Here is a 24199-nt window from a genome sequence, read left to right as displayed (position 1 = left end):
GTCTGCTCCCTCGAAGAATCAGGTCGTTGTGACCATCCTGCGCCAGACACGCGAGGATTTTTCGACGATTCGGAGCGTAAGAACAATGATTCTTTCAGTATGATCAAGGAATGAGCGGCTCCGGCATCCACCTCACCACCCTGGGTCATCGCATCCGTCACCACCGCACCGCCCGCGGCTACACGCTCGACGAGCTCGGCGCGCTGGTCGGGGTCGCGGGCTCCCAGCTCAGCCTCATCGAGAACGGCAAGCGCGAGCCCAAGCTCTCGCTCCTGCAGGCGATCGCCCAGGCGACGGACACCGAGGTCGCCGACCTCATCTCCGGCGAGCCGCCGAACCGCAGGGCGGCGCTGGAGATCGAACTGGAGAACGCGCAGGCCAGCCCCGTGTTCCGCCAGCTCGGCATCGCCCCCGTGCGCGTCACGAAGGGCCTGACCGACGAGACGATCGAGTCCGTGCTCGGCCTGCACCGCGAACTGCAGCGTCGCGAACGCGAGGCCATCGCCACACCGGAGGAGGCTCGCCGCGCGAACACGGAGCTGCGGCTTCGGATGCGCGCGCAGAACAACTACATCGGCGACATCGAGAAGCTCGCCGAGAAGCAGCTGCGCTCGGCCGGTCATGTGGGCGGCGCCCTGACCCACCGCACCGTGAGCATCATGGCGGAGAAGCTGGGATTCGAGCTGATCTACGTCGGCGACCTGCCGCATTCGACCCGCTCGGTGACCGATCTGGAGAACGGGCGGATCTATCTCCCCCCGGCGTCGATCCCCGGCGGCCACGGCCTGCGGTCGATGGCCCTGCAGGCGATGGCGCACCGCCTCCTCGGCCACACTCCGCCGACCGACTACGCCGACTTCCTGCAGCAGCGGCTGGAGATCAACTACTTCGCGGCGTGCTGCCTGATCCCCGAGACCGCCGGCGTGGCCTTCCTCCAGCAGGCGCGCAAGGACCGCAACCTCGCCGTCGAGGACTTCCGCGACGCGTTCGGCGTCACGCATGAGGCGGCGGGCATGCGCATGACGAACCTGATGACCGAGCACCTGGGCATGGCCCTGCACTTCCTCCGCGTCGACGAGACCGGGGCGATCACCAGGGTCTACGAGAACGACGGCCTCCCCCTGCCGATGGACGTGACGGGCGCGGTCGAGGGGCAGCGCGTGTGCCGCAAGTTCCAGGCGCGGGCCGCATTCGCGCAGCAGAACCGCACCACGGAGCATCACCAGTACACCGACACGCCGTCCGGGACGTTCTGGTGCTCGACGCAGACCGGATCCTCCACCGACGGGGAGTTCTCGATCACGGTCGGCGTGCCGTTCGACGACGCTCGGTGGTGGCGGGGACGCGAGACGCCGGACCGCGCGGCATCGACCTGCCCGGACGAGGCGTGCTGCCGCCGGCCTCCGACCGAGGTCGCCGAGCGATGGAGCGGCAAGGCCTGGCCGAGCGCCCGCGTGCACACCCACATGTTCTCCCCGCTCCCCCGCGGCGCGTTCCCGGGTGTCGACGACAGCGAGGTCTACGACTTCCTCGCACGGCACGCTCAGGAGTGATCAGGACCTCCCCGTACGCTGGAGGGATGACGATCACCCTGCACGCCCGCGCCGCCCTGCTCGACATGGACGGCACGCTGGTCGACTCGACGGCGGTGGTCGAACGACTCTGGCTGGAGTGGGCGCGACCGCACGGCCTCGATCCCGAGACGGTGCTGCGGACCGTGCATGGCAGGCAGGGGCACCAGAGCATGGCGCTGCTGCTCCCCGACCGAGACCACGCCGTGAACCTGGACGAGAACCAGCAGATGCTGCGCCGCGAGAGCGAGGACGTGGACGGCGTCGTCGAGATCGCGGGAGCCGCGGCGTTCCTCAGCGCACTCGCGTCCTTCCCCCACGCGATCGTGACCTCCGCCGACGTCCGCCTCATGACGGCGCGGATGGGGGCGGCGTCGCTGACCGTTCCCCGGCTCGCCGTGACCGCGGAGAGCGTGTCGCGCAGCAAGCCGGACCCCGAAGGCTTCCTCCGCGCCGCGGCGGAGTTGGGGATCGAAGCCTCGGACTGCGTCGTGTTCGAGGATTCCGCGGCCGGGATCCGCGCGGGGCAGGATGCCGGGATGACCGTGATCGGCGTCGGTCCGCACGCGCCGTCGTTCGGCCCGGCCCACCACGTCGACGACCTCACTTCCGTGCGGATCGTCGCCTCCGGCGACGGCTTCGACGTCCTCCTCGGTTGACGGGCGCGTGCGTCATCCCGTGACGAACGCGGCGTAGCGAGCGAGGGCGGCTGCGACGCCCTCGTCGCGGACGTCGGCGAGCAGCTCGGCCGTCGGATGCTCCATGTGCCGGCCCAGAGCCGTCGACTGCCGCCAGGTGCCGACGATCAGCCCGTCGGCGAGCAGGATGGGTCGGACCATCCCGTTCTTGCCCGGTCCGACCGCCGCGAACGCCTCCGGCGTTCCGGCGTGCGACCGATCGGCATAGGAGATGTAGTACTCCTCGAAGGACGCGAGAGCGAGGACCTCGCCGGTCGCGCGGCGACGAGGACGCGCCCGTGCGACGTACACGCCGTCGTCCACCTCATCCAGCCGTGCGGCCGCCGAGGCCGCCGCCGCTCGTGCCGCCGTGAGCGTGAGACCGGACCACCACGCGAAATCCTCGGCCGTCGCGGGGCCGTGACCGTCGATGTAGCGGACGAACATCTCGGCCGCCGGATCGTCGGGCACGTGCGCGTCGGTGATGTGCTCCTCGACGAGCACGAAGTACTGCTCGCGGCTCACGCCGTCGGGGCGAGGGACGACCGGGCCCTGGCAGATGATCCCGCGGATGGCGAGGTCGCCGATGGCGTGCGCGCCGCGCTGCCCCGTCGGGTCGACCCCGATGCCGGAGAGCACGTCGAAGAACTCCGCCCGCGTCAGGGCGTTCCCGCCGCGCAGGGCGGCTCGCGCGGCGCGTTCGATCCGTGCGAGCACGTCGGCATCGAGTCCGAGTTCGCGCAGACGCGGCGCCTGCGCGCGCTGCTGGCGTTCGCCGGTCACCCGCAGCATCCAGGCGAAGTCACGGGCCGGGACGATGTGCAGCGTGCCGCGCTGCGTCCAGGCGCGGATCAGGGTGCCGTCGTCGAACAGCGCGTCGACCGCGCGCATGGTCGGAGCGCCCGCGGTCCGCGTGGCCAGCGCCCAGCGCCCGCCCCAGAACTCCTGACTCTGAACGGCGAGCAGGTGCGAAGCCGCGTCGGCGACGGTCGGAGCGGGAGCAGTCAGTCGATGGGATCGCAGGCGCTCCGCGCGGAGCTTCGCTGGCGTCATCACGGCACCATCATGGCGGATGCCGGGGACATCGCAGGCGCGCAGGGGGTCCTGGGCGCGTCCTCGCGCCGGAGAAAGCGGTTTCAGCGCTACACTGATCCCCGGAAGCACGCGGCCGGCGGACGGCCGGCGGGAAGGGGGCGGGCGCAGTGGCTCGACGATCGAGTGCGACGACGATCAGCTCGGTCGCGCAGGCGGCGGGGGTGTCGCCGGCGACGGTCTCCCGCGTGATGAACGGACGGTTCTTCGGCGAACCGCAGATCGCGGAGCGCGTGCGGGCCGCTGCTCGGGAACTCGACTACTCCCCCAATCACCTCGCGCGCAGCTTCGCCATGGGCCAGACGAACGCCATCGCCTTCCTCGTGCCGGACCTGTCGAACCCCACGTTCCAAGCCGTGCTCACGAGTCTCAGCAAGGCCGCGGCCGAGGACGGATACCGGGTGCTCGTCGCCGACTCGGCCGAGTCCGCCGAGGACGAACCCGTGCTGGCCGCGGAGATACGCCACCGCTGCGACGCCCTGGTGCTGTGCGCACCCCGGATGACGGATGATGCCCTCGGCACCGCGACGTCGACGCTCGGCCCCGTCGTCGTCCTCAACCGCGCGAGCCCCGCTTCCTCCGCGCCGACGCTGGCCGTCGACTCGCGGGCCGGCTTCGAACGCCTCGCGCACCATCTCCACGCTCTGGGGCACCGCCACCTCGCCTACGTCGAAGGTCCGGAGGGTCCCGCTAACGAGAATCGCCTGCGCGGCATCGACGACGTCCGGAATTCCGTCGGAGACCTCACGGTCGACCGCATACCGGGTGGTGCCAACAGCCAGAGCGGGCTCGATGCCGTGGACGCGGTGACGCGCACCGGCGCGACCGCCGTGCTCGCCTTCAACGACCTCGTCGCGATCGGACTGCTGCACGGACTCACGAAGAAGGGGATCCGCGTACCGGAGGACATCTCCATCACCGGATTCGACGACATCCCCTTCGCCCGCTTCATGTCTCCGGCGCTCACCACGGCATCCGTGCCGCACGAGGCGCTCGGCGCTCTGGCGTGGAACCGCATGCGCTCGCTCATCGACGGCGAGACACCGGACCACGACGTGATGTTCCAGCCGCGGCTCGAACTGCGCGAGTCGACCGGCCCCGTCCGGCGCTGAGAGGACGACGCCGATGAGACTCGACGACATCCAGATCCGCGACCCCTTCGTCCTGCGCGAGGGGGACGGCCATTGGCTGTTCGGCAGCACCGACCCGAACATCTGGGACGGTCCGGCGACCGGCTTCGACGCCTACTGGAGCGCGGACCTGGAGACCTGGTCCGGTCCCTTTCCCGCGTTCCGCCCCGACCCGGATTTCTGGTCCCGGACGCAGTACTGGGCGCCGGAGGTCCACCGATACCAGGACGCGTACTACCTGTTCGCGACCTTCACCGCACCCGGCCGGCACCGGGGCACGCAGGTCCTGCGCGCCTCCTCGCCACAGGGTCCCTACACGCCCTGGTCCGACGGGCCGCTCACGCCGCACGACTGGGAATGCCTCGACGGCACCCTGCACGTCGAGGACGGCGTCCCCTACCTCGTCTTCTGTCACGAATGGAAGGACGTCGGCGACGGCGAGATCCTCGCCGTACGGTTGAGCGAGGATCTGCGGACTCCCGCTTCCGAACCCGAGTTGCTCTTCCGCGCGTCCGCCGCCGCGTGGGCACGGCCGATCCCGAGACCGGAGTTCCCGCTCGTGTACGTGACGGACGGCCCGTCCCTGCATCGCACGGCCGACGGGCGGTTGCTCATGCTGTGGTCCAGCTTCGGGGAGTCCGGATACGCGCTGGGAGTCGCGACGTCCTCTTCCGGCGGCATCCGAGGCCCGTGGATGCAGGCGGAGACGGCCCTGTGGCCGGCCGATGGAGGACACGGCATGATCTTCCGTGATGCCGAGGGCACACTGCTCCTCGCCTTGCACACTCCCAACCGGACTCCGCATGAGCGCGCCCGGTTCTTCCCTCTCGACGAGACGCCGGACGGACTCCGCCTGCGCGGCTGAGTGCGATCAGTCGAAGACGGGCGCTATGCTCGCGACGCCATGCCGACCGTCGAGCCGCCCGTCCCGGAGCTCGAGGATCTCATCGGGCGCCGCGTCGAGATGCGTCCGTCTGCCGTCGATGACGAGGTCCCCGCCGACGCGGGCGGAGCCGAGGCCGACGATCCGCCACGGCACCCCGGACGGATCGGTGATGACGCGCCACCCGCGCGGGAACGAGAACGCGAGCTCGCCGTCTCGATGCACGTCCACCCGGTCGTCATCGGCGGCGAGCTCCCAGAATCCCCCTGCCGTGCGACGGGCTGTCGCGACCGCCGAGGCCGCGGCGCCGAGGCCGAGCCGCGTCGGAGAGGCGCCGGAGAACCACAGGTCGCCGTCGTCCGCTTCACGGATCCCGGACCAGCGCTCCAGCGCATCGAGGAACCAGAGGATCGACGGCGAGTACTGCGTGGTGAACCCGGCCTCCCCGGTGAACGGGTCCAGGCACTGCGGGAACCGGTCCGCCGCGGCCAGGGCGGCCAGTACCGGGGCGGACGCGGCCGCCAGCTCGGCCGCGTGGCCATGGTGCTCGAATGCGTCGGGGGCGCGAAGCAGACTCAGGAAGTTGACCGGCCCTCCCCACGAATTGCGCGACGCATCCCGGTCGAAACGCGGATCATCCATCGCGATCGAGGTGAAGCCGTAGTGTGCGAGGAACTTCCGCGTGTTCAGCAGATAGCGCTCCAGGCTCTCCGCGAAGAACGCCTCGTCACCGATCTCGCATGCCAGCACCCGCAGCAGCACGTCCGAGGCGATCCGCACGCTGCGCCCGTTCCGGTCGCGGTCGTAGAACAGGCCGTCCTCGGCGTGAAAGCACTGCTCCCACAGAGCCGCCGTGCTCTCGCGTGCGGCCGCTCGCCAGCGTTCCCCGTCCTCGCCGAGCTCGTCGGCGATGCGACCGAGGTAGGCGCGCTGACAGGCGACGTTCGCGGTGAGATCGGGCGCGATGTACGGCAGGAGCGCAGAATCGGGATCGTACTGCTGCGCATCGCCGTGGTGGCAGCGATCCGGTGCGAACCAGAACCGGGGCGAGAGGTCGTGTCCGGTGTCGAACGTGCAGAACGCCTCGACCGCGCCGGTGCCGCGGGTGTCGCGATGGCGAGCCAGCCACTGGTCGCCCCGGACCATGGCGTCGTACATCCTCCGGAGGAACCCACGGTCGCGCCCCGAGGCCAGATAGTGACGCCACACCACGCGGGCGAGCGGTGTCACGATCTGGATCTGGCTGAACGCCGGGCCGTCGGCGGTCACCTTGTAGGGCAGGAGCCCGTCGTCGCGCTGGTGCTCCGCGAACTGCAGGAGCGTCTCCCTGGCGACCTCCGGGGCCCAGTGCCGGAGCACGTCGGCGCTGATCGACCCCGTGCTCTCCAGCCACGTCCCGGGATACACACCGCCCTCGAGGAGCACGGGCTCGGTCCCTGATGTCGAGCCGATACTGGCGCTCAGCTCGGCGAGCGCGCGGTGCCAGCGCTCCTCGAGGGGTCCGCCGACGGCCGCGAAGCGGACCTCGGCGGTGCGGATGCCGTCCGCGAGCGGAGAGCCGGCGATGCCGGCCCGGGCGATCGGGTCCGCCTCTCGCAGTCGCTGCAGGGCGTCGTCCCGGGCCGTCATCGTCTGCATCGCCGTTACTGCTCCAGTGCCGCACCGAGTTCGGCGACCCACTGCTCGCCGGCCTGCGCTGGTGTCGCGCGACCGAAGAGCACATCGGCCTCCATGCGCTGCGACAGCTCGTTCATGATCGAGCCGCCGGACGGCTGCGGCGGAGCGACGACCCCGCTTTCGAGCACGACGTCGACGTACTCGGCCGCGACCTGGCTCGGCCCCTCGAGGAGCGGGGTCACCACGGCCAGCGTCTCCGGGTTGAACGGGACTCCGCGGGTGTCGAGGATCAGCTCGGCGGCGGCGGGCTCGTTGAGGAACCAGTCCACGAGCATGGCCGCGGCCTCCGGGTGGGGCGTCGCGGCGTTGATCGCCCAGAACGCCGACGGGAGCAGGGCGACGCCGGTCGTGTCCGTCGACGTCGGCGGAAGCATGATCCGCACGTCTCCTGCGGCGCCGTAGACGTTCATGAGATTGCTGTAGCCGAAGGTGATGCCCGCCTGCCCGAGCGTGAACAGCTGCTGGTCCGGCGGAAGCGCGACCCCGGACGCGACCACGGAGGGATCCGGCATGCCGCCTCCGTCCGACAGCTCCTTCTCGATCTCGAAGATGCCTGCGATCTGCTCGGCATCGACCCCGAGCTGACCGTCCCAGTCGTACATGCCGAGCTCGCTGACCTGCGCGGCATAGGTGCCGATGATGTCGGCGATCCTCATGTCGATCCCGTAGACCGGCTGGCCCGCCTCGTTGGTCAGACCGGCACTGCCGATCTCGTTGGCGGCGGCGATGAGATCGTCCCACGTCCAGCCGTCCTGCGGCACGGCCACTCCGGCCGCCTCGAAGATGTCCGCGTTGACGAACGCGGCGGTCGCATTGCCCCCGGTCGGCAGGCCGTACAGCGTGTCGTCGACGATCGAGTTCGTCAGCGAGAAGTCCGGGTACTGCGAGGAGTCCACGTACTCCCCGACCGTCTCGAAGTCCAGCAGCGCGCCGAGTTCGCCGTACTCCTGCGGCTTCGCTCCCCCGAGCGCGAACACGTCGGGCGCGGTGTCCCCTCCGCCGGCGAAGTCCGTGGCCAGGCGGTTGAAGAGGTCATCCGGCGATCCCACCGGAGTCTGGGTGACGGTGATGTTGGGGTGCTCGTCCTCGAACAGGCCGATGACCTCGTCGAACAGGGCGGCGCGCGCGTCGTCGCCCCACCAGGACATCTCGAGCTCGATCTCCTCGTCCGGGTCGAAGCCGTCGGCGGAGCCCGCGTCGCCGGAGCATCCGCTCAGCGCCAGGGCGGACACGGCGGCGATGGATCCGAACGTCATCACGCGGGTACGGGTGATACGCGTCATTGCGCCTCTTTTCGCTGTGGGCGGCATCGATGTCCGCCAGGAGGGATGGATATCAGAAAACGGTGAAACCGCTTTCTCGAAAGTTAGCATCGGACCGGAACCCTGTCAACGAAGACCTTTCACCACCGCCGACGGCGATCGGGCGACACGCCGGAATGACGGACTTGACGGATGGATTCCTGGACACCAATAATCGTCCTGACCGTGAAACCGCTTTCTCGCATCGCATCCGAGCCGGATGACGCGGAGAAGCATCGCGAAAGCTGACAAGGAGGTCGCATGAGCAGTCTTGGCGAGCTGCGCACCCTCACCCGCACACGCGGGCCGGGCGCGCGCGTCCGAGAGAAGTTCCCCGACAACAAGGCCGCCGTGGCATTCCTGCTGCCGTGGCTGATCGGGATGCTGGGCCTCACGATCGGCCCCATCGTGGCATCCCTGTACCTGTCCTTCACCGACTACAACCTGCTCCAGCCGCCGACGTGGTCGGGCATCGAGAACTTCGTGCGGATGTTCTCGGACGCCCGCTTCTGGAACTCGTTCCGCGTCACCGTCGAATACGTCCTGATCGGCGTGCCGTTGCAGCTTGCACTGGCGCTGGCGCTGGCAGTGCTCCTCGACAAGGGCCTGCGGGGCCTGTCGTTCTATCGCTCGGTCTTCTATCTCCCCTCTCTGCTGGGCGGCTCCGTCGCCATCGCGATCCTGTGGCGTCAGGTGTTCGGCAAGGACGGACTCGTCAACGGCGTCCTCGCCTGGTTCGGAATCGACGGCCCAGGGTGGATCGGACATCCGGACTTCGCGCTCGGAACCCTCATCGTCCTGAACGTCTGGACGTTCGGCTCACCGCTGGTCATCTTCCTCGCGGGCCTCCGGCAGATCCCGGCGATGTACTACGAAGCCGCATCCATGGACGGCGCCGGCCGGCTCCGTCAGTTCCTGTCGATCACGTTCCCGCTGCTGACGCCGGTGATCTTCTTCAACCTCGTGCTGCAGATCATCTTCGCGTTCCAGTCGTTCACCCAGGCATACGTCGTCTCCGGCGGAACGGGCGGACCGAGCGACTCGACGATGTTCTTCACCCTCCTGCTGTACAAGGAGGCGTTCACCGACCTGGACATGGGCTATGCCTCGGCCATGGCCTGGTTCCTGCTCGTGGTGATCGCCGCGTTCACCGCCTTCAACTTCTGGCTCTCCAAGTACTGGGTGTTCTATGACGACTGAAACCGAGACCCTCGTCCGTCCTTCCGGCGCCGCGCCCGTGTCCCGCCGTCGGCCGGGGCAGCGTCACGCCCGTTGGCGCTCCATGCTGAAGCACGTCGTGCTGATCGTCCTGTGCGTCGTGATGGTGTACCCGCTGATCTGGCTCGTCGCCTCCAGCCTCAAGCCGAACGACGAGATCTTCCGGGATCTCAGCATCTTCACGACGAACCTCACGACCGAGAACTACGTCAACGGCTGGAAGGACCTCCAGCATCCGTTCGGGCTGTTCCTGCTCAACTCGGCGATCATCGCGTTCGGCGCGATCCTCGGGAACCTGGTGTCCTGCTCGATGGCCGCCTACGCCTTCGCGCGCATGAAGTTCCGATTCCGCAACCTCGCGTTCGCGCTGATGCTCGGGTCGATCATGCTCCCGTTCCAGGTGCTGCTGGTGCCGCAGTTCATCATCTACAAGGAACTCGACTGGCTGAACACCTTCCTTCCGCTGGTCGTGCCGAAGTTCCTCGCGACCGAGGCCTTCTTCGTGTTCCTCATGGTGCAGTTCATCCGGGGCCTTCCGAAGGAGCTGTTCGAGGCGGCCCGCATCGACGGAGCCGGGCACGCCCGCAGCTACTTCCAGATCACGCTGCCGCTCATCGTGCCCGCTCTGGCGACCACGGCGATCTTCACCTTCATCTGGACCTGGGGCGACTTCTTCGGCCCGCTCATCTACCTCCGGCTGCCGGAGCTGTTCCCCGCATCCCTCGCCTTGAAGGGCTTCCTGGACGCGCAGTCCAGCTCGGACTACGGCTCGATGTTCGCGATGAGCGTCGTGTCGCTGGTCCCGCTGTTCCTCGTGTTCCTGTTCGGACAGCGATTCCTCATCAAAGGCGCCGCGACCAGCGGCATCAAGTGACCGGCGCAGAGACGCCGTCGAAAGGACCCCGCATGCAGAAGGATCGATACGGCCTGGTCGGCACCGGTTCCCGAGCCCAGATGTATCTGGAGGCCATCGCGGGACCGCACGCGGACGCGGCCGAGCTCGTCGCCGTGGCGGACACGAACCCCGGCCGTGTCGAATGGTCGCTGGCCCGGCATCCCGAGCTCGGCGATCCCGCACGCTTCGCGCCGTCGCGGCTCGCGTCGGTCGTCGCCGAGCAGGACGTCCAGCGCGTCATCATCACGACGCCGGACTCGACGCATGCGGATCTGATCGTCGAGGCGGTCGACGCCGGTGCCGACGTCGTCGTCGAGAAGCCGCTGACGACCACCGAAGAGGGCGTGCGCCGGATCACCGACGCGGTCCGGCGCACCGGTCGCGGTGTCACCCTGACGTTCAACTACCGCTACTCTCCGCGCAACAGCGCCCTGAAGCAGGTGATCTCGTCCGGCGAGATCGGCGAGGTGACGAGCGTGCACTTCGAATGGGTGCTCGACACCGGTCACGGCGCGGACTACTTCCGACGCTGGCACCGCCACAAGGACCGGTCGGGAGGGCTGCTGATCCACAAGGCGAGCCACCACTTCGACCTCGTGAACTGGTGGATCGACGACACCCCGACGCGCGTCTTCGCCTCGGGAGGACTGCGGTTCTACGGAGCCGAGAACGCCCGGTGGCGGGGCCTCGGCCCCCGCCCGGAGCGCGGCACCACCGACTCCCCGCTGCGCGACCGGTTCAGCCTGGACCTGCGCACCGATCCGGTCTGGCGCGGCCTGTATCTCGAACAGGAGGAATTCGACGGCTACCTGCGCGATCGCGACGTGTTCGACGAGGGCATCACGATCGAGGACAACCTGTCCCTCGTCGTTGACTACGCCCGTGGCAGCACGCTGTCGTACTCCCTGAACGCGCATGCACCCTGGGAGGGGTACACCGTCGCGGTCAACGGGACGCGGGGACGGGCTGAGCTCACGGTCGTCGAACGCGGATCGGTGCTCGTCGACGAGGAGGGCCGGACCGTCGTCGACCCGAGCGCTCGCCCCGACCTCGTCGTCGACGACACCGCGCGCCCGGTGTCGGAGCGGCTCGTCGTGCAGCAGCACTTCGCGCCGGCGCGCGAAGTCGCGATCCCGGACGGCGAAGGCGGGCACGGCGGGGGCGACGCCATGCTGCTGCGGGATGTCTTCGTCGGAGTCGAGGACGATCCGCTCGGACGCACGGCGGACTGGACGGACGGCGTGCGCAGCATGGCCGTCGGCCTCGCCGGGAACCGTTCGCTGGCCACCGGGCAGGCGGTGCGGATCGCGGATCTCGATCTGGGCGCCGCTCACGCGGTGCTCGAGCGACGCGCACCGGCGTCCTGAGCCGCCGCCGCCTCAGCTCAGCGCGCTGATCGCGTCCCGCAGGCAACCGCCGGACGCCTCCAGCGCGGCGGCGCCGGACGCGGCATCCGCCCCGGTCGCCAGCATCAGCAGCGCGAGCTTGACGGAGCCGTCGGCGGCGCGCAGCGCCGCGGAGGCCTCCTCCACACTCGCGCCGGCCAGCTGTGACACGGTGCGGACGCTGCGCACGCGCAGCTTCTCGTTCGTGGCGACCAGGTCCACCATGACGCCTCGGTAGGTCTTGCCGAGCTTGATCATCGACAGCGTCGTCAGCATGTTGACGACCAGCTTCTGCGCCGTGCCGGACTTCAACCGCGTCGATCCCGAGATGAATTCCGGCCCGGTGACGACCTCGATCGCGATCTCGGCGGCCGATCCGATCGCGGAGCCCGCGTTCGCGGCGATCGCGACCGTGAGCGCTCCGGTCTCCCGCGCGTGCACGAGCCCGCTGACCACGTACGGCGTGCGCCCGGATGCCGAGATGCCGACGACCGTGTCGTCCGCGGACAGCGACAGCCGGTCGAGGTCGGCGATCGCGGCGTCCTCGTCGTCCTCGGCATCCTCCACGGCCGAGCGGATCGCCTTCTCGCCGCCGGCGATCACGCCGACCACCATGGCGGGGTCGGTGCCGAACGTCGGCGGGCATTCGCTGGCGTCCAGCACGCCGATGCGCCCCGCCGTGCCCGCGCCGATGTAGATCAGGCGCCCGCCGCGGCGAAAGCGCTCTGTGATGCCGTCGACCGCTGCAGCGATCGGCTCAGCCTGCGCGGCGACGGCCTCCGGGACGCGACGGTCCTCGGCGTTCATGGCGCGGACGAGCTCGATCGTGCTGAGCAGATCGAGATCGCCGCGCTCCGCGGTCTGCGCCTCGGTCGTGAGTCCGGACAGCTCGGCGAGCAGTTCGGCGAAGCGGGAGGAGTCATCCTGCACGATGCACATACCTTTCGTGGGGCAGGTCGGTGCGCGCGGCCAGCAGCAGCGCGCCGTCGAGGGCGTCTCCGCGCGCCGGCACGACCGTGCGGCTCGCGGAGACGAGGGCGGTTTCGAGGGCGGTCCGGAACCAGACATGGTCCGTCAGGCCGCCGTGCAGGGCGACGCGGGAATCGGCGCCGGCCGCCGCCGCGGCGGAGGCCGTGAGCAGCCGCACGGCCTCGGCGGCGATCCCTGCCGCTGCGTCGTCGCCGTCGGCAGCGGCGTCCAGCACGACGGGCGCGAAGGTCGCGAGGTGCCGCGCGGCCGGCCCGCCACCGGCGAGCCACGCGTGCACGTCAGGTGACGGGGCAATGTGCGCATCGAGCGCGGCGGACAACGCGGTGGCGGGGCCGAGTCCGGCGCCGGCGCGCAGGACCGCACGGATCCCCTCCCGCCCCAGCCACGAGCCGCTGCCGAGGTCGCCCAGCTCAGGGCCCCAGCCGTCCACGAGTCGGACGCCCCGGGCATCCACCCCGAGCGCGGCCGCACCGGTGCCGGCGATGAGGAGAACTCCGGGCGATCCGACCAGCGCACCGGCATGGGCCGTCACGACGTCGGATGCCACCGCGACCCGCGCCGAGGTGCGCACGGCGAGCTCGCCCGCGAACTGCCGGGCGGCCTCCGGAGCTGCCCACGCGCCCGCCGCGCCGACGCCCAGCACGTCGATCGCGTGCGCTGCGGCGTCCAGCAGGGGCACAATGGCTTCCAGGGCGGCATCCACTCCCCCGGGAGCCGCCAGTCCGGGAGCCCCCGGGCCGTCGCGTCGGACCGGAGCCGCGGCGTCGGAGACGACGAACCGGCACCGGGTCTTTCCGAGATCGATGGCCGCTGCACGCATGAAAATAGTCTACAGTTCCGAACAACGAGGTGTAATGAACTTTCGGCTCTTCCGAGGAGACGCATGAGCATCCAGACGCGCATCGACGCGACGGCGCCCGCGCTGTCCCCCGCCCTTCAGCGCATCGCAGAGGAGATCCGCCGGGACCCGGCGCTCATCACGCGCCTGTCGATCACCGAGCTCGCCGAGCGCTGCGGCACGTCCGTCGCCTCCGTCGTGAGGTTCTGTCGCGCCGTCGGGGTGACCGGCTACGCCGAGCTGCGCATCTCGCTCGCTTCGGAGATCGGCCGGGAGTCGGCGCAGTTCGGACAGCGCAACGGCTTCGGCTCCGAGATCGGTGCGGACGACTCGCTGCCCGAGATCGCCGCCACCATGGCATCGCTCGAGGTGCTGGCGATCGAGGAGACCATCGCCGCGCTGGACTTCGACGCCCTCGCCGCCGCCGTCGGCGCGATCGACGCCGCCGACCGCATCCTGCTGTTCGGGATCGGAGCCAGCCACTTCACCGCGGCCGACCTCGGACACAAGCTGCTGCGCGTCGGGCGCAATGCCCTCGTCCTCTCCGACGCGCACGAGGCCGTCAGCTCCGCCGCGCTCTCGAACGCCGCGACAGTGGCGATGGGCTTCTCGCACCTGGGCTCGACCGTCGAGACGCTGCGCTTCATCGAGACCGCCCGCGCCGCCGGCGCCACGACCATCGGCGTCACATCCGCCCGGGACTCGCGCTTCGCGGGAGCCGTCGAGCACGTCCTGTACACCGCGGTGCGCGAACCCGCTTTCCGTGCCGGCGCGATGGTGAGCAGGATCGCTCAGCTCGCTGTGGTCGACTGCCTCTTCCTCGGCGTCGCACAGCGCCGCTACGGGGACACCGTCGACGCCCTGCGACGCACGCACGAGGCCACCAGGCAGCTGCGCTGAACCGTCACGCCTCGCCGGAAGCGACCACGGGCACGCCGACGCTCGCCGTGCGCAGGAACACGATGATCCAGCTGAAGATGAGCACCGCCGCGATCAGCTCGACCGCGGTGAGGTTGTAGTAGCCGGTCGCGAAGAACACGCCGAGCAGCACGATCACACCGACGTACACGTACCCGAGGACCACGAACACGCGGGAGATGGTCGGCAGCAGCCAGGGCAGTCCGATCACGAGCGCCGCGAACGCGACCGCCATGCCCGTGGCGACGGTGTTGTGCAGCAGGAAGAACGCGTCGACGGGGAAGATGCCGACACACGCCAGGAACAGCCCGATCAGCACCAGCCCGATGCGCACGAAGCGCCGACCGCGGCGAGCCTTCTCCGTGTCGACCGGCAGACCCGCCGTCGCGTAGCGGGCGATCGTCGTGACGATGATCCCGGCGATGATGAGCGTCCCGTTGAAGATCCAGGCCGAGGCGTTGCTGGCCATGCCGAGCGCCGAAAGGTTGTCCTGCCACCACAGCGGATCCGTCGCCGTCAGCATGCTGGCGAACGCACCGACGACGAGGAACACCGCGAGCACGAGCGAGAGCGACAACGGCGTCAGGGTCGCCGCGCTGAGGTAGCAGATGTAAGCGGTCAGGGCGAACGCCACGGCGACGAGGATCGCCCCGGGGAAGGCGAACACGGGCGCCCCCGTGAAGCTCTGCGACAGGAGCACGGCGATCCCCTCCCAGCCCAGCAGAGCGGTCGCCGCGAACGCGAGCGCGATCGCCGCGCTCTCATACCACCGCACGTGGGCGTCCGGCAGGGCGAGCCCGTCCGGGCGCAGCACCGGACGCTCCCCTCGTTCGCGCACGCCCAGCCGCGCGAGCGCGACGGCGAGAACCGCGACGACGGCGCCGCCGATCGAGGCGTAGTTTCCGATCGATCCCGGCCCGGTGATCTCGAGCGTGCGCCCCCAGAAGACGACGAACGAGATGAGGAATGCCAGTACGAAGAACGCCGCTCCGATGAGCAGCGCGACGGCCTCGATCGAGATCGTCGTCTCTCCGGGGCGCCGGACGAAACGGCCCAGCCAGTCGTTCACGCGCGAGGTCTCCGCAGTCTGCATGCCCTCACGATAGAGCCTGCCGGGCCCCGGTGACGTCAGGCGGTCGGCGGAAGTCCCTGGTCCTCTTCGCGCACGGTGCCCTTGTACGACCACGGGAAGTCGATCCAGAGGTCGGTGTCCTTCCAGGCGTAGTCCGGCTGGATGATCGTCGAGGGCTTGGTGTAGATCGTGACCGAGCGCACCTCGGCGCCGATGTCCTCCAGCAGATGCGCGGCGAGCGCCAGCGTCCGCCCCGAGTCCGCGACGTCGTCCACGAGCAGGACGCGCCGCCCGTCGAGGTAGGCCATGTCCAGCTCGGGCGGCAGCACCTCGGGATTTTCGAGGACGGTGCCGACCCCGGTGTAGAACTCCACGTTGATCGCCCCGCAGTTCTTCGCGCCGAGTCCGTAAGCGATGGCGCCGGCGGGCAGCAGTCCGCCGCGGGCGATCGCGACGACGACCTCGGGGACGAACCCGCTGTCGAGGATCCGGCGCGCGAGATCCCGCGTCGCCTCGCCGAATCCGTCCCAGGTGAGGGTCTCGCGCTCGTTCGCTGCATCAGTCACGGCATCCACTCTAGAATGTGTCCTGTCCGGCATCCGACGCCGGTGCCCGAAAAAGGGGCACGAAGCCCGCGGCGACGACGCGGCGGGGCGAGACACATACGGAAACCCTCCTCCGTCCGTGTCGAAAGGCTCTCGCATGCCCACCGTGTCCGCCCATGTCGCCCGCACCCTCGCCCAGCACGTCGATGCCGTGTTCGGCGTGATGGGCAACGGCAACGCCTACTTCCTGGATGCCATCGAGACGCAGACCGCCGCGTCGTTCACGGCGGTCCGGCACGAGCAGGGCGCCGTGGTCGCCGCCGACGCGCACTACCGCGCATCCGGGCGGATCGCGGCCGGGACGGCGACCTACGGCGCGGGCTTCACGAACACCCTGACGGCCCTGGCCGAATCGGTGCAGGCGCGCATCCCGCTGGTGCTCGTGGTCGGTGACGAGCCGACCTCAGGCCCGCGTCCGTGGGACGTGGACCAGATCGCGCTCGCCTCCGCGGTCGGCGCGCGGACCTACACGGTCGGAAGAGCGGATGCCTCGGCGACCACGATCATCGCGATCGAGCACGCCCTCACCTATCGGGTGCCGGTCGTCCTGGCGATCCCGTACGATGTGGCGGCGCTGGAGGCCGACGAGGACACGGCCGAGCGCGCGGCGACGCTGCGACTGCCGGCACCGATGGCGCCGGCCGGGCCGTTCGCCGAAGGGATGCTGGACGAGATCGCGTCGGCCCTGGCGTGCGCCGAGCGCCCGTTCCTGCTCGCCGGACGCGGCGCGTGGCTGGCCGGTGCCGGAGACGCCCTGGGACGCCTGGCCGACGCGGCAGGCGCTCTCACAGCATCCACGGCGCTCGGTCGCGGCGTCTTCCTGCGCGCGGAGTACGACCTCGGAGTCACCGGGGGTTTCGGGGCGGAGGGCGCGATGGAGCTCGTTCGCCGTGCCGACGTCGCGGTGGTCTTCGGCGCATCGCTGAACCAGTTCACGATGCGCTTCGGTGCCCTGTTCGCTCCCGGGACGCGGGTGTACCAGGTGGACGTGTCCGCGTCGGCGACGCACGCTCATGTCGGAGGTTTCGTCCGCGGCGACGCGCGACTCGTCGCCGAGGAGCTCGTGACGCGGGTGACCGCGGCGTCGGATTCCGGGGCCGGGGCCGGGGCCGGGGCCGTGCCGGACTCCGGCGATTCCGACACTTCCGGCTCCGCGGATGCCGCGAGACGCGATTCTGCAGGAGTTCGACGCACGCCGTGGCGGGAGTCGGTCGACGTCGCGGCCGCGCGCGCCTATGCTCCTGGCGATGAACAGGCGCCGGACGGACGCCTCGACCCCCGTTCGGCCGCCCGCCGGATCGCCGAGCTGCTGCCCGCGGACCGGATCGTGGTGTCCGACGGCGGTCACTTCATCGGCTGGGCGAACATGTACTGGCCGGTGGCGTCTCCCGATCGCATGATGATGGTCGGCACGGCCTTCCAGGCCATCGGCCAGGGCTGGCCCAGCGTCGTCGGCGCGGCACGCGCCCGTCCGGAGGCGACGATCGTCCTGACCACGGGGGACGGCGGCGGGCTCATGGCCGTCGCCGACCTCGAATCCGCCGTCCGGACGGCCGGCGGGCGCGGATGCGCCGTGGTCTGGAACGACGCGGCCTACGGTGCGGAGGTCAATCTGTACGGTCTGAAGGGGCTGGCCGAGGAGCCGATGCGCATCCCCGAGGTCGACTTCGCCGCGTTCGCCTCCGCGGTGGGGGCCGAGGGCGTCGTCGTCCGCACCCTCGCCGATCTGGACAGGCTCGGATCCTGGGCCGCAGAGGATTCCTCCGCACGCCGTTTCCTCCTCCTGGATCTGCGCATCTCGGGCGACGTGATCGCGCCGTACCAGGAGGAGATCATCCGTGTGAACTCCTGACCGGGGTGCTCCCCGTCAGATCCACCCCTTGTCCTGCGCGATGCGCACGGCCTGAGCGCGATTCGCGGCTCCGGTCTTGCCGATCGCGGACGACAGGTGGTTGCGCACGGTCCCCGCGGAGAGGAACACCTCGGATGCCACGGCGGCCGCAGACCGGCCGTCGGCGGCGAGTCTCAGCACCTGGCGCTCCCGCTCGCTGAGCGGATTCGCTCCGCTGAACAGGCTCTCCTCGGCCAGCGCCGGATCGACGACGCGGTTCCCTGCGTGGACGCGGCGCACCGCGTCGGCGAGCTGCTCCGCCGGAGTGTCCTTCACGACGAAGCCGCTGGCTCCGGCATCCAGAGCCTGACGCAGATAGCCGGGGCGCGAAAGTCGTGACGATGAGCACCTTCGTCGCCTCGCTCGCCGCGCGGATCCGCCGGGTCGCGTCGATGCCGTCCGTCCCCGGCATCTGGATGTCCATCAGGCAGACATCGGGTGCCGTCTCGCGCACCAGGCTCACCGCCGCTTCGCCGTCCGCCGCGGAGCCGACCACCTCGAGGTCGCCTTCGAGCTCCAGCAGCGCGGCGAGCGCGCCTCGTACGAGCGCCTGATCGTCGGCGATCACCACGCGGATGCTTTCGCTCACCACATCACCTCCACGAGGGTTCCGCCGGAGTCCTCGTCGTCGATCCGGAAGCGCGCACCGGCGGCGGCCGCGCGCTCGCGCATGCCACGCACGCCGTTGCCCTCCTGATCGCTCCGCCCGCGGCCGTCGTCCGCGATGGACAGCCGTCCCGGCCCGACCTGCACGCGCACCAGGGATGCCTCGGCGTGGCGCAGCACGTTCGTCGTCGCCTCGCGCAGAATCCAGGTGGCGGTCAGCGCCTGCGCCGGCGACAGGGCTGCGGGGTCGCCGTCGACCGCGAGCTCGACCCCCGCGGCCCGCAGCGCGTCGCCGCTGGCCGCCAGCTGCTCGTCGAGCGTGACCGTCCGTGCACCGGACACGGTCGCGCGCACCCCGGCGATCGCCTCGGCTGTGAGGGACTCGATGTCGGCAAGCTCGGCTCTGGCGCGCTCCGGGTCGGAGTCGATCAGCCGGCGGGCGAGCTGCGCCTTGAGTCGCACGACCGTCAGCGAATGTCCGATCAGATCGTGCACGTCGCGCGCCACGGCTTCGCGCCCCGTGCTCGTGGCCAGTTCGAGGCCCAGCCGTTCGGCCTCGGCCGACCGGGTGATCAGCGTCGTCGACACCGTGTTCACCACCGCGAGCAGCGCGATGATGATGAGCAGCGTGACGTATCCGACACCGCCGGGGGCGAGCAGGACGAACAGAGCAGCGATGATCAGCGCTGCGGCGATCGCGATCCAGTGCCACGCACGGGTGAGGCCGTACGAGGCGAAGGACATGATGAACGGCAGGAAGCTCAGCGCCGTTCCCCCCACCGCCGGAGCGCAGAGCAGTGCGCAGCAGATCAGCCCGGCGAAGAACAGCCAGGGACCCGGTCCGCGCGGCGACCCGATCGGCGCATCGCTGCGCATGCCGCGGATCGCCCCGACCACGTACAGCACGACGAACAGGACGAGCGCGGTCCACCCGAGGACGACCCACGCCGTCGCGGCCTCCGAGCGCACCAGGCCCACCATCGGATAGATGAGGAAGACCAGCCAGATGAGGGCCATCACCGACGCGAACCGCTCCCACGGCTTCTGCGCGGTGCGCCGGGTGTGCGTCCTCATCTCCCCCACCTTGCCACGCCCGGCCCGCCCGGACTACCGGCGCGAACGCGCCCGCCGCGCCCCGGCGAACACCAGCAGCGAGAACACGACCAGCCACACGGCGATGTTCAGCAGCACCGCCCACAGGGGGTCGGTCTGCCCCGTGGTCAGCATGCCGTCCGTGAGCGGCCACCGGCACAGTGCGACGTAGCCGTACAGCGGCGTGAACCGGGCGATGTCGAGCATCACCCCGTCCAGCGGCATGAACACGTTCCCGAAGAACGCGAAGAAGGTCAGCGAGATCGAGGCCAGCGCCGCGGCCGTGTCGGAGGTGAAGAACAGGCCGACGCCCAGCCCGTACAGGCCATACATGAGCCCCGCTCCGAGGATGATCCCCGCCGACGCGACCCAGCGCCAGGCGTCCTCGGCTTCGGCTCCGGTGATCAGGCCGGCAGTGAACACGGCGATCAGGGCCAGCGCGGCGAACCCCACGGCCGTGACCAGCTTGGTCGCGGCGTATCCGGCCGTGCTGAGCGGGGTCATGGCGAGCTGACGCCCCCAGCCCTGCTTCGCCTCGACCGCGGCGAGCGAGGTCAGCGAGCTCATCGCCACGGCGGTGCCATACGCCGCCATGGACACCATGACGTAGAACGAGACGTTGCCGTGCCCGGCGGGCTGGCCGCCGTAGGCGGCGCTCGCCCCGAACAGCAGGTACATGACGACCGGCATCGTCAGGGTGAAGGCGAGCGTGTACGGATTGCGCAGTTGGCGGACGGCCTCGATGCGCAGCATGGTCGACGAGATCATCGTTCAGTCCTCCGTCAGAGCGGTGAAGGCGGTTTCCAGGGTCGGAGCGGCGATCTCCAGGTCGCGGGCACCGGCATCCAGCAGGGCGGAGGCCACGCTGTCGGAGTCCACGGCGAGCAGGCTCACGCGATCGGCCTCCCGGCGCAGGTCAGTGACTCCTTCGTGCGCGTTCAGCATCGCGAGGAGATCGTCTGCGGCATCCGCCGCTCCGGTCGGCAGGGTCGCCGAGACGCGTCGGGCACCCAGACCCGCGCGCAGCTGCGCGGTCGGTGCGTCGGCGACCACCCGGCCGCGATGCATGACTACCGTGCGGTGCGCGAACTGCTCGGCCTCTTCGAGGTAGTGCGTGGCGAAGAGGATGGTGCGGCCGGCTGCGGCATCCGTGCGCATGACGTCCCAGAAGTGTCGCCGCGCGGTCACATCCATCCCGGCGGTGGGTTCGTCCAGGACGAGGATGTCGGGGTCGGCGACCAGCGCGAGAGCGAATCGGATGCGCTGCTGCTCACCTCCCGAGCACTTCGCGACCCGGCGCCGCGCGATCCCGTCGAGGTCAGCGCGCTCGAGCACCTCGGGAACCCGCGCGAGAGACGCGGGTCCGTGCAGCGAGGCGATGAGGCTCACGGTCTCGCGCACGGTCAGGTCCGAGAGCAGTCCTCCGGTCTGCAGGACCGCCCCGATCGCGCCGCGCGATGCCGCATGCTGGGGACGCTCCCCCAGCACGCGGACTCTCCCTTCGCTGGGTTCGGAGAGGCCGAGCAGGATGTCGAGCGTCGTGGTCTTGCCCGCGCCGTTCGGACCGAGCAGAGCGACGACCTCACCGCGCGCGATGGCGAGGGTGACATCGTCGACCGCCTGGACACGGCGATCGCCGTGACCGAAGTGGCGGCGCACGCCGGTGAACTCGATCGCCGGTTGGGACGACGTTCCGGTGGACGCGACGGGCGCCGGACTGAGTGTGTGCATGCTTCCAGCCTGGCCAGGAGATGAGCGGACCGCCGGAGGGAGATGTCATCGATCGGACGTGACGCGTGTCACGAGGCGGGCGCGGATCGAGGCGTCGAGGCCGTCTCGTACCCTAGAGTTCTCAGATGCCCGCGATCCGCAACATCAGTGTCGGCCTGCCCGTGAAGGACGGTCACGTCCTGGTGCTGTGCGGTCGCGACCGGTCGCTCGGGCAGGACTTCTATCGCGCGATCGGCGGAGGGATCGAGTTCGGCGAACGGGCGGAGGAAGCCCTGCACCGCGAGTTCAGGGAGGAGCTGGACGTGACCCTCGACGGTTCGACCCTGCTCGCCGTGTCCGAGAACCTCTTCACCTACGAGGGCGAGCCCGGCCACGAGATCGCACACATCTTCGCGGTCGCCTCTGCCGACTTGGATGCCCTGCCGCTGGACGCCGAACTGGAGGTGCTGGACGAGGGCTCCCCGGTGCGCTGGGTGCCGGTCGCCGAGCTCCGCGACGGAGTCCGCCCGCTGTTCCCCTCCGGCGCCCCGCACGCGCTGTTCGCACTCGCGGACGAGCCCGTGATCGCTGACGCATGAGCGCGTCGCTGTCCCGGCTGACCCGCCCGGACGCGCACATCGCGTTCTGGGACTCGGGCGGTGGCGGCCCGGCGGTCGTCCTCTGCCACGGCGCCGGCATGGACCGGACGATGTTCGAGGCACCTGCTGCCGCGCTGGTGGATGCCGGCTACCGTGTCGTCTCCTGGGATCTGCGGGGACACGGGCGATCGACGCTCGCCGCGGCATCCCGGTTCACGGCTGCGGACATCCTCGGCGATCTGACGGCGCTGCTGGATCGATGCGGCGTCGAGCGCGCCGTCCTCGTCGGGCACTCGCTCGGAGGGAACCTCGTGCAGGCGTTCGCGCGCACGCGGACGGAACGGACCGCGGGCCTGGTCGTCCTGGACTCGACGTGGAACGCGGGGCCTCTGACCCGGTGGGAGCGGTGGGGTCTTCGGCTCGCGGCGCCGTCGCTCGCGCTGGTGCCCGCGCGTTCCCTACCCGGGATCATGGCCCGGGCTTCGGCCGTCTCCCCCTCCGCGATCGCCCGCACCGAGGCGACCTTCGCGCGGATGCCGAAGCGCCTGTTCCTCGACGTCTGGCGTGCGACGGTCTCGTTCGTCGAGCCGGATCCCGCCTACCACTGTCCGGTTCCACTCGCTCTCGTCCGGGGAGCCGCGGACCGCACCGGCAACATCGCCACTGCCATGCCGCGCTGGGCACTGGCCGAAGGGATCGACGAGCACGTGATCCCGGATGCCGGTCACATCGTGACGTGGGACGCCCCCGAGGAGGCGTCGCGCGTTCTGCTGAGCACCCTGGACGGCTGGAGGTGATGCCCGCACGGCGATCGGCGACGTACGGGCATCACGACTTCATCCGGTCGCCGTGACGACGGCGGTCAGCACGGCCCGCGACAGCGCCATGATCGCGAGGGCGATCGCGACGAGGGCGCACGCGACCCAGACGGGCGCGATCGGTTCCCCTCCGATGGCGAGCGCGATCGCTCCGAGCGCAGGGCCGACGGCGGCACCGAGGTTCAGCGCGGCCGTGGCATAGGAGCCGCCCATCGTCGGCGCACCCGAGGCCGCGTACAGCACTCGGGCGATGACGGTGCTCCCGACGCCGAAGGACAGAAGACCTTGGACGAGCACCATGGCGATCAGGATGCCGGGATGTGCCGACGTGAGCGCCAGAACGCACCAGCCCGACAGCAGCAGGGGGCCGCCGACAGCGAGCACGAGTCCTGGACGGCGGTCCGACAGCCGACCCGCGATCGTGACACCGAGGAATGACCCGATGCCGAACATCACGAGCACGACCGGAACCCATGCGTCGGCGAGTCCCGCGTTCTCCGTCACGAGTGGAGCCAGGAACGTCAGGGCCGTGAAGGTGCCGCCGTTGATCAGTGCGCCGAGCGTCATCATGAGGATGAGCTGCGGTGACACCAGCAACAGGCGGAGTTCGTCGCGAAGAGCCGGTGGGCGGGCACCCGGCGCAGATCCGAGCGGGCGACTCGGGATGCTACTGACGACGCCGAGAGCGGCGGGAACGCACAGGATCGCGATCACCCAGAACGTCGCCCGCCAGCCCGCCATGTCGCCCAGCAGGGCACCGGCGGGGACGCCGGCGACAGTGGCTATCGTCGTGCCCGAGAGCAGGACCGACAGAGCACGTCCTTTCCTGTCACCGGGCACCAGGCTGGTGGCGGTGCTCAGCGCAACAGCGAGGAAGCCGGCGCTCGCCAGCGCGCTGACGGTGCGGGTGACGAGCAGGACGGGAAACGCGGACGTCATCGCGCCGATCGCATGGCAGCCCGCGAACGCGCACAGGAACACGAGCAGCGCGACCCGCGGTGGCCAGCGTCGGGCGAACGCCGCCATCAGCGGGGCGCCGGCGACCATCCCGACGGCGAAGGCGGAGGCCAGCAATCCGGCGACACCGATGGTCACATCGAGATCGGTCGCCATCGCGGAGATCAGCCCCGCGAGCATGAATTCCGAGGTGCCCATGACGAAGACCGCCAGGGCGAGCAGGTAGAGGGAGAAAGGCATCGAGTACTCCGAGGTGAGAGATCGGGAACAGGTT

Annotated in this window: 22 protein-coding genes and 1 pseudogene; 11 read left to right on the top strand and 12 right to left on the bottom strand. The window is 70.2% G+C overall.

Annotated features, from left to right (window positions below; all coding sequences use genetic code 11):
- Positions 1-110: 110 nt before the first annotated feature.
- Both KYX17_RS24865 and KYX17_RS24860 read left to right on the top strand, forming a co-directional pair.
- Positions 111-1553: an XRE family transcriptional regulator gene (locus KYX17_RS24865; RefSeq protein WP_243230814.1), complete on the top strand. Its 1443-nt coding sequence runs from the start codon at positions 111-113 to the stop codon at positions 1551-1553.
- Positions 1554-1579: 26 nt separating this feature from the next.
- On the top strand, positions 1580-2230 hold the full coding sequence (locus tag KYX17_RS24860) for an HAD-IA family hydrolase (RefSeq protein WP_243230813.1): 651 nt from the start codon (positions 1580-1582) through the stop codon (positions 2228-2230).
- 12 nt (positions 2231-2242) lie between these two features.
- Here KYX17_RS24860 and KYX17_RS24855 read toward each other — a convergent pair whose 3' ends face one another.
- On the bottom strand, positions 2243-3301 hold the full coding sequence (locus KYX17_RS24855; RefSeq protein ID WP_243230812.1) for a winged helix DNA-binding domain-containing protein: 1059 nt from the start codon (positions 3299-3301) through the stop codon (positions 2243-2245).
- A gap of 149 nt (positions 3302-3450) precedes the next feature.
- Here KYX17_RS24855 and KYX17_RS24850 point away from each other — a divergent pair, with 149 nt between their 5' ends.
- Both KYX17_RS24850 and KYX17_RS24845 read left to right on the top strand, forming a co-directional pair.
- Positions 3451-4452, top strand: coding sequence for a LacI family DNA-binding transcriptional regulator (locus tag KYX17_RS24850; protein ID WP_243230811.1), 1002 nt, complete (start codon positions 3451-3453; stop codon positions 4450-4452).
- A gap of 13 nt (positions 4453-4465) precedes the next feature.
- Positions 4466-5335: a glycoside hydrolase family 43 protein gene (locus tag KYX17_RS24845; RefSeq protein ID WP_243230809.1), complete on the top strand. Its 870-nt coding sequence runs from the start codon at positions 4466-4468 to the stop codon at positions 5333-5335.
- A 6-nt stretch (positions 5336-5341) separates the two neighbouring features.
- Here the strand turns inward: KYX17_RS24845 and KYX17_RS24840 are convergent, their stop codons facing one another.
- Positions 5342-6991: a hypothetical protein gene (locus KYX17_RS24840; protein ID WP_243230807.1), complete on the bottom strand. Its 1650-nt coding sequence runs from the start codon at positions 6989-6991 to the stop codon at positions 5342-5344.
- A gap of 5 nt (positions 6992-6996) precedes the next feature.
- Positions 6997-8313, bottom strand: coding sequence for an ABC transporter substrate-binding protein (locus KYX17_RS24835; RefSeq protein WP_243230804.1), 1317 nt, complete (start codon positions 8311-8313; stop codon positions 6997-6999).
- Between the two features lie 279 nt (positions 8314-8592).
- On the opposite strand from KYX17_RS24835, the gene KYX17_RS24830 reads away from it, so the two are divergent.
- The 3 genes from KYX17_RS24830 to KYX17_RS24820 are packed head-to-tail and all read left to right on the top strand — an operon-like array spanning position 8593 to position 11811.
- Positions 8593-9531 carry a carbohydrate ABC transporter permease gene (locus KYX17_RS24830; protein ID WP_243230803.1) on the top strand — a complete coding sequence of 313 codons (939 nt, stop codon included), beginning with the start codon at positions 8593-8595 and terminating at the stop codon, positions 9529-9531.
- A complete protein-coding gene (locus KYX17_RS24825; protein WP_243230801.1) occupies positions 9521-10423 on the top strand; it encodes a carbohydrate ABC transporter permease in 903 nt (300 codons plus the stop codon). The genes KYX17_RS24830 and KYX17_RS24825 overlap by 11 nt, the downstream gene beginning before the upstream one ends.
- Before the next feature lie 32 nt (positions 10424-10455).
- Positions 10456-11811, top strand: coding sequence for a Gfo/Idh/MocA family protein (locus KYX17_RS24820; protein WP_243230800.1), 1356 nt, complete (start codon positions 10456-10458; stop codon positions 11809-11811).
- A gap of 12 nt (positions 11812-11823) precedes the next feature.
- Here KYX17_RS24820 and murQ read toward each other — a convergent pair whose 3' ends face one another.
- Together murQ and KYX17_RS24810 are read right to left on the bottom strand one after the other, a co-directional pair.
- Positions 11824-12768 (bottom strand): N-acetylmuramic acid 6-phosphate etherase, encoded by a 945-nt coding sequence (gene murQ, locus KYX17_RS24815; RefSeq protein WP_243230798.1) that lies wholly within the window; start codon positions 12766-12768, stop codon positions 11824-11826.
- On the bottom strand, positions 12749-13639 hold the full coding sequence (locus KYX17_RS24810) for a BadF/BadG/BcrA/BcrD ATPase family protein (protein WP_243230791.1): 891 nt from the start codon (positions 13637-13639) through the stop codon (positions 12749-12751). The genes murQ and KYX17_RS24810 overlap by 20 nt, the downstream gene beginning before the upstream one ends.
- Before the next feature lie 63 nt (positions 13640-13702).
- Here KYX17_RS24810 and KYX17_RS24805 point away from each other — a divergent pair, with 63 nt between their 5' ends.
- Positions 13703-14557 carry a MurR/RpiR family transcriptional regulator gene (locus KYX17_RS24805; RefSeq protein ID WP_243230789.1) on the top strand — a complete coding sequence of 285 codons (855 nt, stop codon included), beginning with the start codon at positions 13703-13705 and terminating at the stop codon, positions 14555-14557.
- A 4-nt stretch (positions 14558-14561) separates the two neighbouring features.
- On the opposite strand, the gene KYX17_RS24800 is transcribed toward KYX17_RS24805, so the two are convergent.
- Together KYX17_RS24800 and KYX17_RS24795 are read right to left on the bottom strand one after the other, a co-directional pair.
- Positions 14562-15668: a DUF998 domain-containing protein gene (locus KYX17_RS24800; RefSeq protein ID WP_243230788.1), complete on the bottom strand. Its 1107-nt coding sequence runs from the start codon at positions 15666-15668 to the stop codon at positions 14562-14564.
- Positions 15669-15703: 35 nt separating this feature from the next.
- On the bottom strand, positions 15704-16246 hold the full coding sequence (locus KYX17_RS24795; protein WP_243230786.1) for a phosphoribosyltransferase: 543 nt from the start codon (positions 16244-16246) through the stop codon (positions 15704-15706).
- A 103-nt stretch (positions 16247-16349) separates the two neighbouring features.
- On the opposite strand from KYX17_RS24795, the gene KYX17_RS24790 reads away from it, so the two are divergent.
- Positions 16350-18104 (top strand): thiamine pyrophosphate-binding protein, encoded by a 1755-nt coding sequence (locus tag KYX17_RS24790; RefSeq protein WP_243230785.1) that lies wholly within the window; start codon positions 16350-16352, stop codon positions 18102-18104.
- A gap of 15 nt (positions 18105-18119) precedes the next feature.
- On the opposite strand, the pseudogene KYX17_RS24785 reads toward KYX17_RS24790, so the two are convergent.
- The 4 genes and pseudogenes from KYX17_RS24785 to KYX17_RS24770 all read right to left on the bottom strand — a co-directional run bounded on the left by KYX17_RS24785 (position 18120) and on the right by KYX17_RS24770 (position 21572).
- A pseudogene (locus KYX17_RS24785) lies at positions 18120-18732 on the bottom strand (response regulator).
- Positions 18729-19823, bottom strand: a complete 1095-nt coding sequence (locus KYX17_RS24780; protein WP_243230781.1) for a sensor histidine kinase — start codon at positions 19821-19823, stop codon at positions 18729-18731. The pseudogene KYX17_RS24785 and the gene KYX17_RS24780 overlap by 4 nt, the downstream one beginning before the upstream one ends.
- 33 nt (positions 19824-19856) lie before the next feature.
- Positions 19857-20609: an ABC transporter permease gene (locus tag KYX17_RS24775; RefSeq protein ID WP_243230779.1), complete on the bottom strand. Its 753-nt coding sequence runs from the start codon at positions 20607-20609 to the stop codon at positions 19857-19859.
- Between the two features lie 3 nt (positions 20610-20612).
- Positions 20613-21572: an ABC transporter ATP-binding protein gene (locus tag KYX17_RS24770; RefSeq protein WP_243230778.1), complete on the bottom strand. Its 960-nt coding sequence runs from the start codon at positions 21570-21572 to the stop codon at positions 20613-20615.
- Positions 21573-21697: 125 nt separating this feature from the next.
- Here KYX17_RS24770 and KYX17_RS24765 point away from each other — a divergent pair, with 125 nt between their 5' ends.
- Together KYX17_RS24765 and KYX17_RS24760 are read left to right on the top strand one after the other, a co-directional pair.
- Positions 21698-22150, top strand: a complete 453-nt coding sequence (locus tag KYX17_RS24765) for an NUDIX hydrolase (protein WP_243230776.1) — start codon at positions 21698-21700, stop codon at positions 22148-22150.
- Positions 22147-22947 carry an alpha/beta fold hydrolase gene (locus KYX17_RS24760; RefSeq protein WP_243230775.1) on the top strand — a complete coding sequence of 267 codons (801 nt, stop codon included), beginning with the start codon at positions 22147-22149 and terminating at the stop codon, positions 22945-22947. Before KYX17_RS24765 ends, KYX17_RS24760 begins: the two co-directional genes overlap by 4 nt.
- A 39-nt stretch (positions 22948-22986) precedes the next feature.
- Here KYX17_RS24760 and KYX17_RS24755 read toward each other — a convergent pair whose 3' ends face one another.
- Positions 22987-24165 (bottom strand): Cmx/CmrA family chloramphenicol efflux MFS transporter, encoded by a 1179-nt coding sequence (locus tag KYX17_RS24755; protein WP_243230774.1) that lies wholly within the window; start codon positions 24163-24165, stop codon positions 22987-22989.
- Between the last annotated feature and the right edge of the window lie 34 nt (positions 24166-24199).

The organism is Microbacterium sp. CIAB417, from assembly GCF_022788845.1.
Note: the sequence above shows the minus strand (reverse complement) of the source record. Positions and strands in the feature narration are given on the sequence as shown.

Bases quoted from the DNA above. Each gene is read 5' to 3' on its own strand.
- KYX17_RS24865 (WP_243230814.1), top strand. From the start codon at position 111: ATGAGCGGCTCCGGCATCCACCTCACCACCCTGGGTCATCGCATCCGT.
- KYX17_RS24860 (WP_243230813.1), top strand. From the start codon at position 1,580: ATGACGATCACCCTGCACGCCCGCGCCGCCCTGCTCGACATGGACGGC.
- KYX17_RS24855 (WP_243230812.1), bottom strand. From the start codon at position 3,301: ATGACGCCAGCGAAGCTCCGCGCGGAGCGCCTGCGATCCCATCGACTG.
- KYX17_RS24845 (WP_243230809.1), top strand. From the start codon at position 4,466: ATGAGACTCGACGACATCCAGATCCGCGACCCCTTCGTCCTGCGCGAG.
- KYX17_RS24840 (WP_243230807.1), bottom strand. From the start codon at position 6,991: ATGCAGACGATGACGGCCCGGGACGACGCCCTGCAGCGACTGCGAGAG.
- KYX17_RS24835 (WP_243230804.1), bottom strand. From the start codon at position 8,313: ATGACGCGTATCACCCGTACCCGCGTGATGACGTTCGGATCCATCGCC.
- KYX17_RS24830 (WP_243230803.1), top strand. From the start codon at position 8,593: ATGAGCAGTCTTGGCGAGCTGCGCACCCTCACCCGCACACGCGGGCCG.
- KYX17_RS24825 (WP_243230801.1), top strand. From the start codon at position 9,521: ATGACGACTGAAACCGAGACCCTCGTCCGTCCTTCCGGCGCCGCGCCC.
- KYX17_RS24820 (WP_243230800.1), top strand. From the start codon at position 10,456: ATGCAGAAGGATCGATACGGCCTGGTCGGCACCGGTTCCCGAGCCCAG.
- murQ (WP_243230798.1), bottom strand. From the start codon at position 12,768: ATGTGCATCGTGCAGGATGACTCCTCCCGCTTCGCCGAACTGCTCGCC.
- KYX17_RS24810 (WP_243230791.1), bottom strand. From the start codon at position 13,639: ATGCGTGCAGCGGCCATCGATCTCGGAAAGACCCGGTGCCGGTTCGTC.
- KYX17_RS24805 (WP_243230789.1), top strand. From the start codon at position 13,703: ATGAGCATCCAGACGCGCATCGACGCGACGGCGCCCGCGCTGTCCCCC.
- KYX17_RS24800 (WP_243230788.1), bottom strand. From the start codon at position 15,668: ATGCAGACTGCGGAGACCTCGCGCGTGAACGACTGGCTGGGCCGTTTC.
- KYX17_RS24795 (WP_243230786.1), bottom strand. From the start codon at position 16,246: ATGCCGGACAGGACACATTCTAGAGTGGATGCCGTGACTGATGCAGCG.
- KYX17_RS24790 (WP_243230785.1), top strand. From the start codon at position 16,350: ATGCCCACCGTGTCCGCCCATGTCGCCCGCACCCTCGCCCAGCACGTC.
- KYX17_RS24780 (WP_243230781.1), bottom strand. From the start codon at position 19,823: ATGAGGACGCACACCCGGCGCACCGCGCAGAAGCCGTGGGAGCGGTTC.
- KYX17_RS24775 (WP_243230779.1), bottom strand. From the start codon at position 20,609: ATGATCTCGTCGACCATGCTGCGCATCGAGGCCGTCCGCCAACTGCGC.
- KYX17_RS24770 (WP_243230778.1), bottom strand. From the start codon at position 21,572: ATGCACACACTCAGTCCGGCGCCCGTCGCGTCCACCGGAACGTCGTCC.
- KYX17_RS24765 (WP_243230776.1), top strand. From the start codon at position 21,698: ATGCCCGCGATCCGCAACATCAGTGTCGGCCTGCCCGTGAAGGACGGT.
- KYX17_RS24760 (WP_243230775.1), top strand. From the start codon at position 22,147: ATGAGCGCGTCGCTGTCCCGGCTGACCCGCCCGGACGCGCACATCGCG.
- KYX17_RS24755 (WP_243230774.1), bottom strand. From the start codon at position 24,165: ATGCCTTTCTCCCTCTACCTGCTCGCCCTGGCGGTCTTCGTCATGGGC.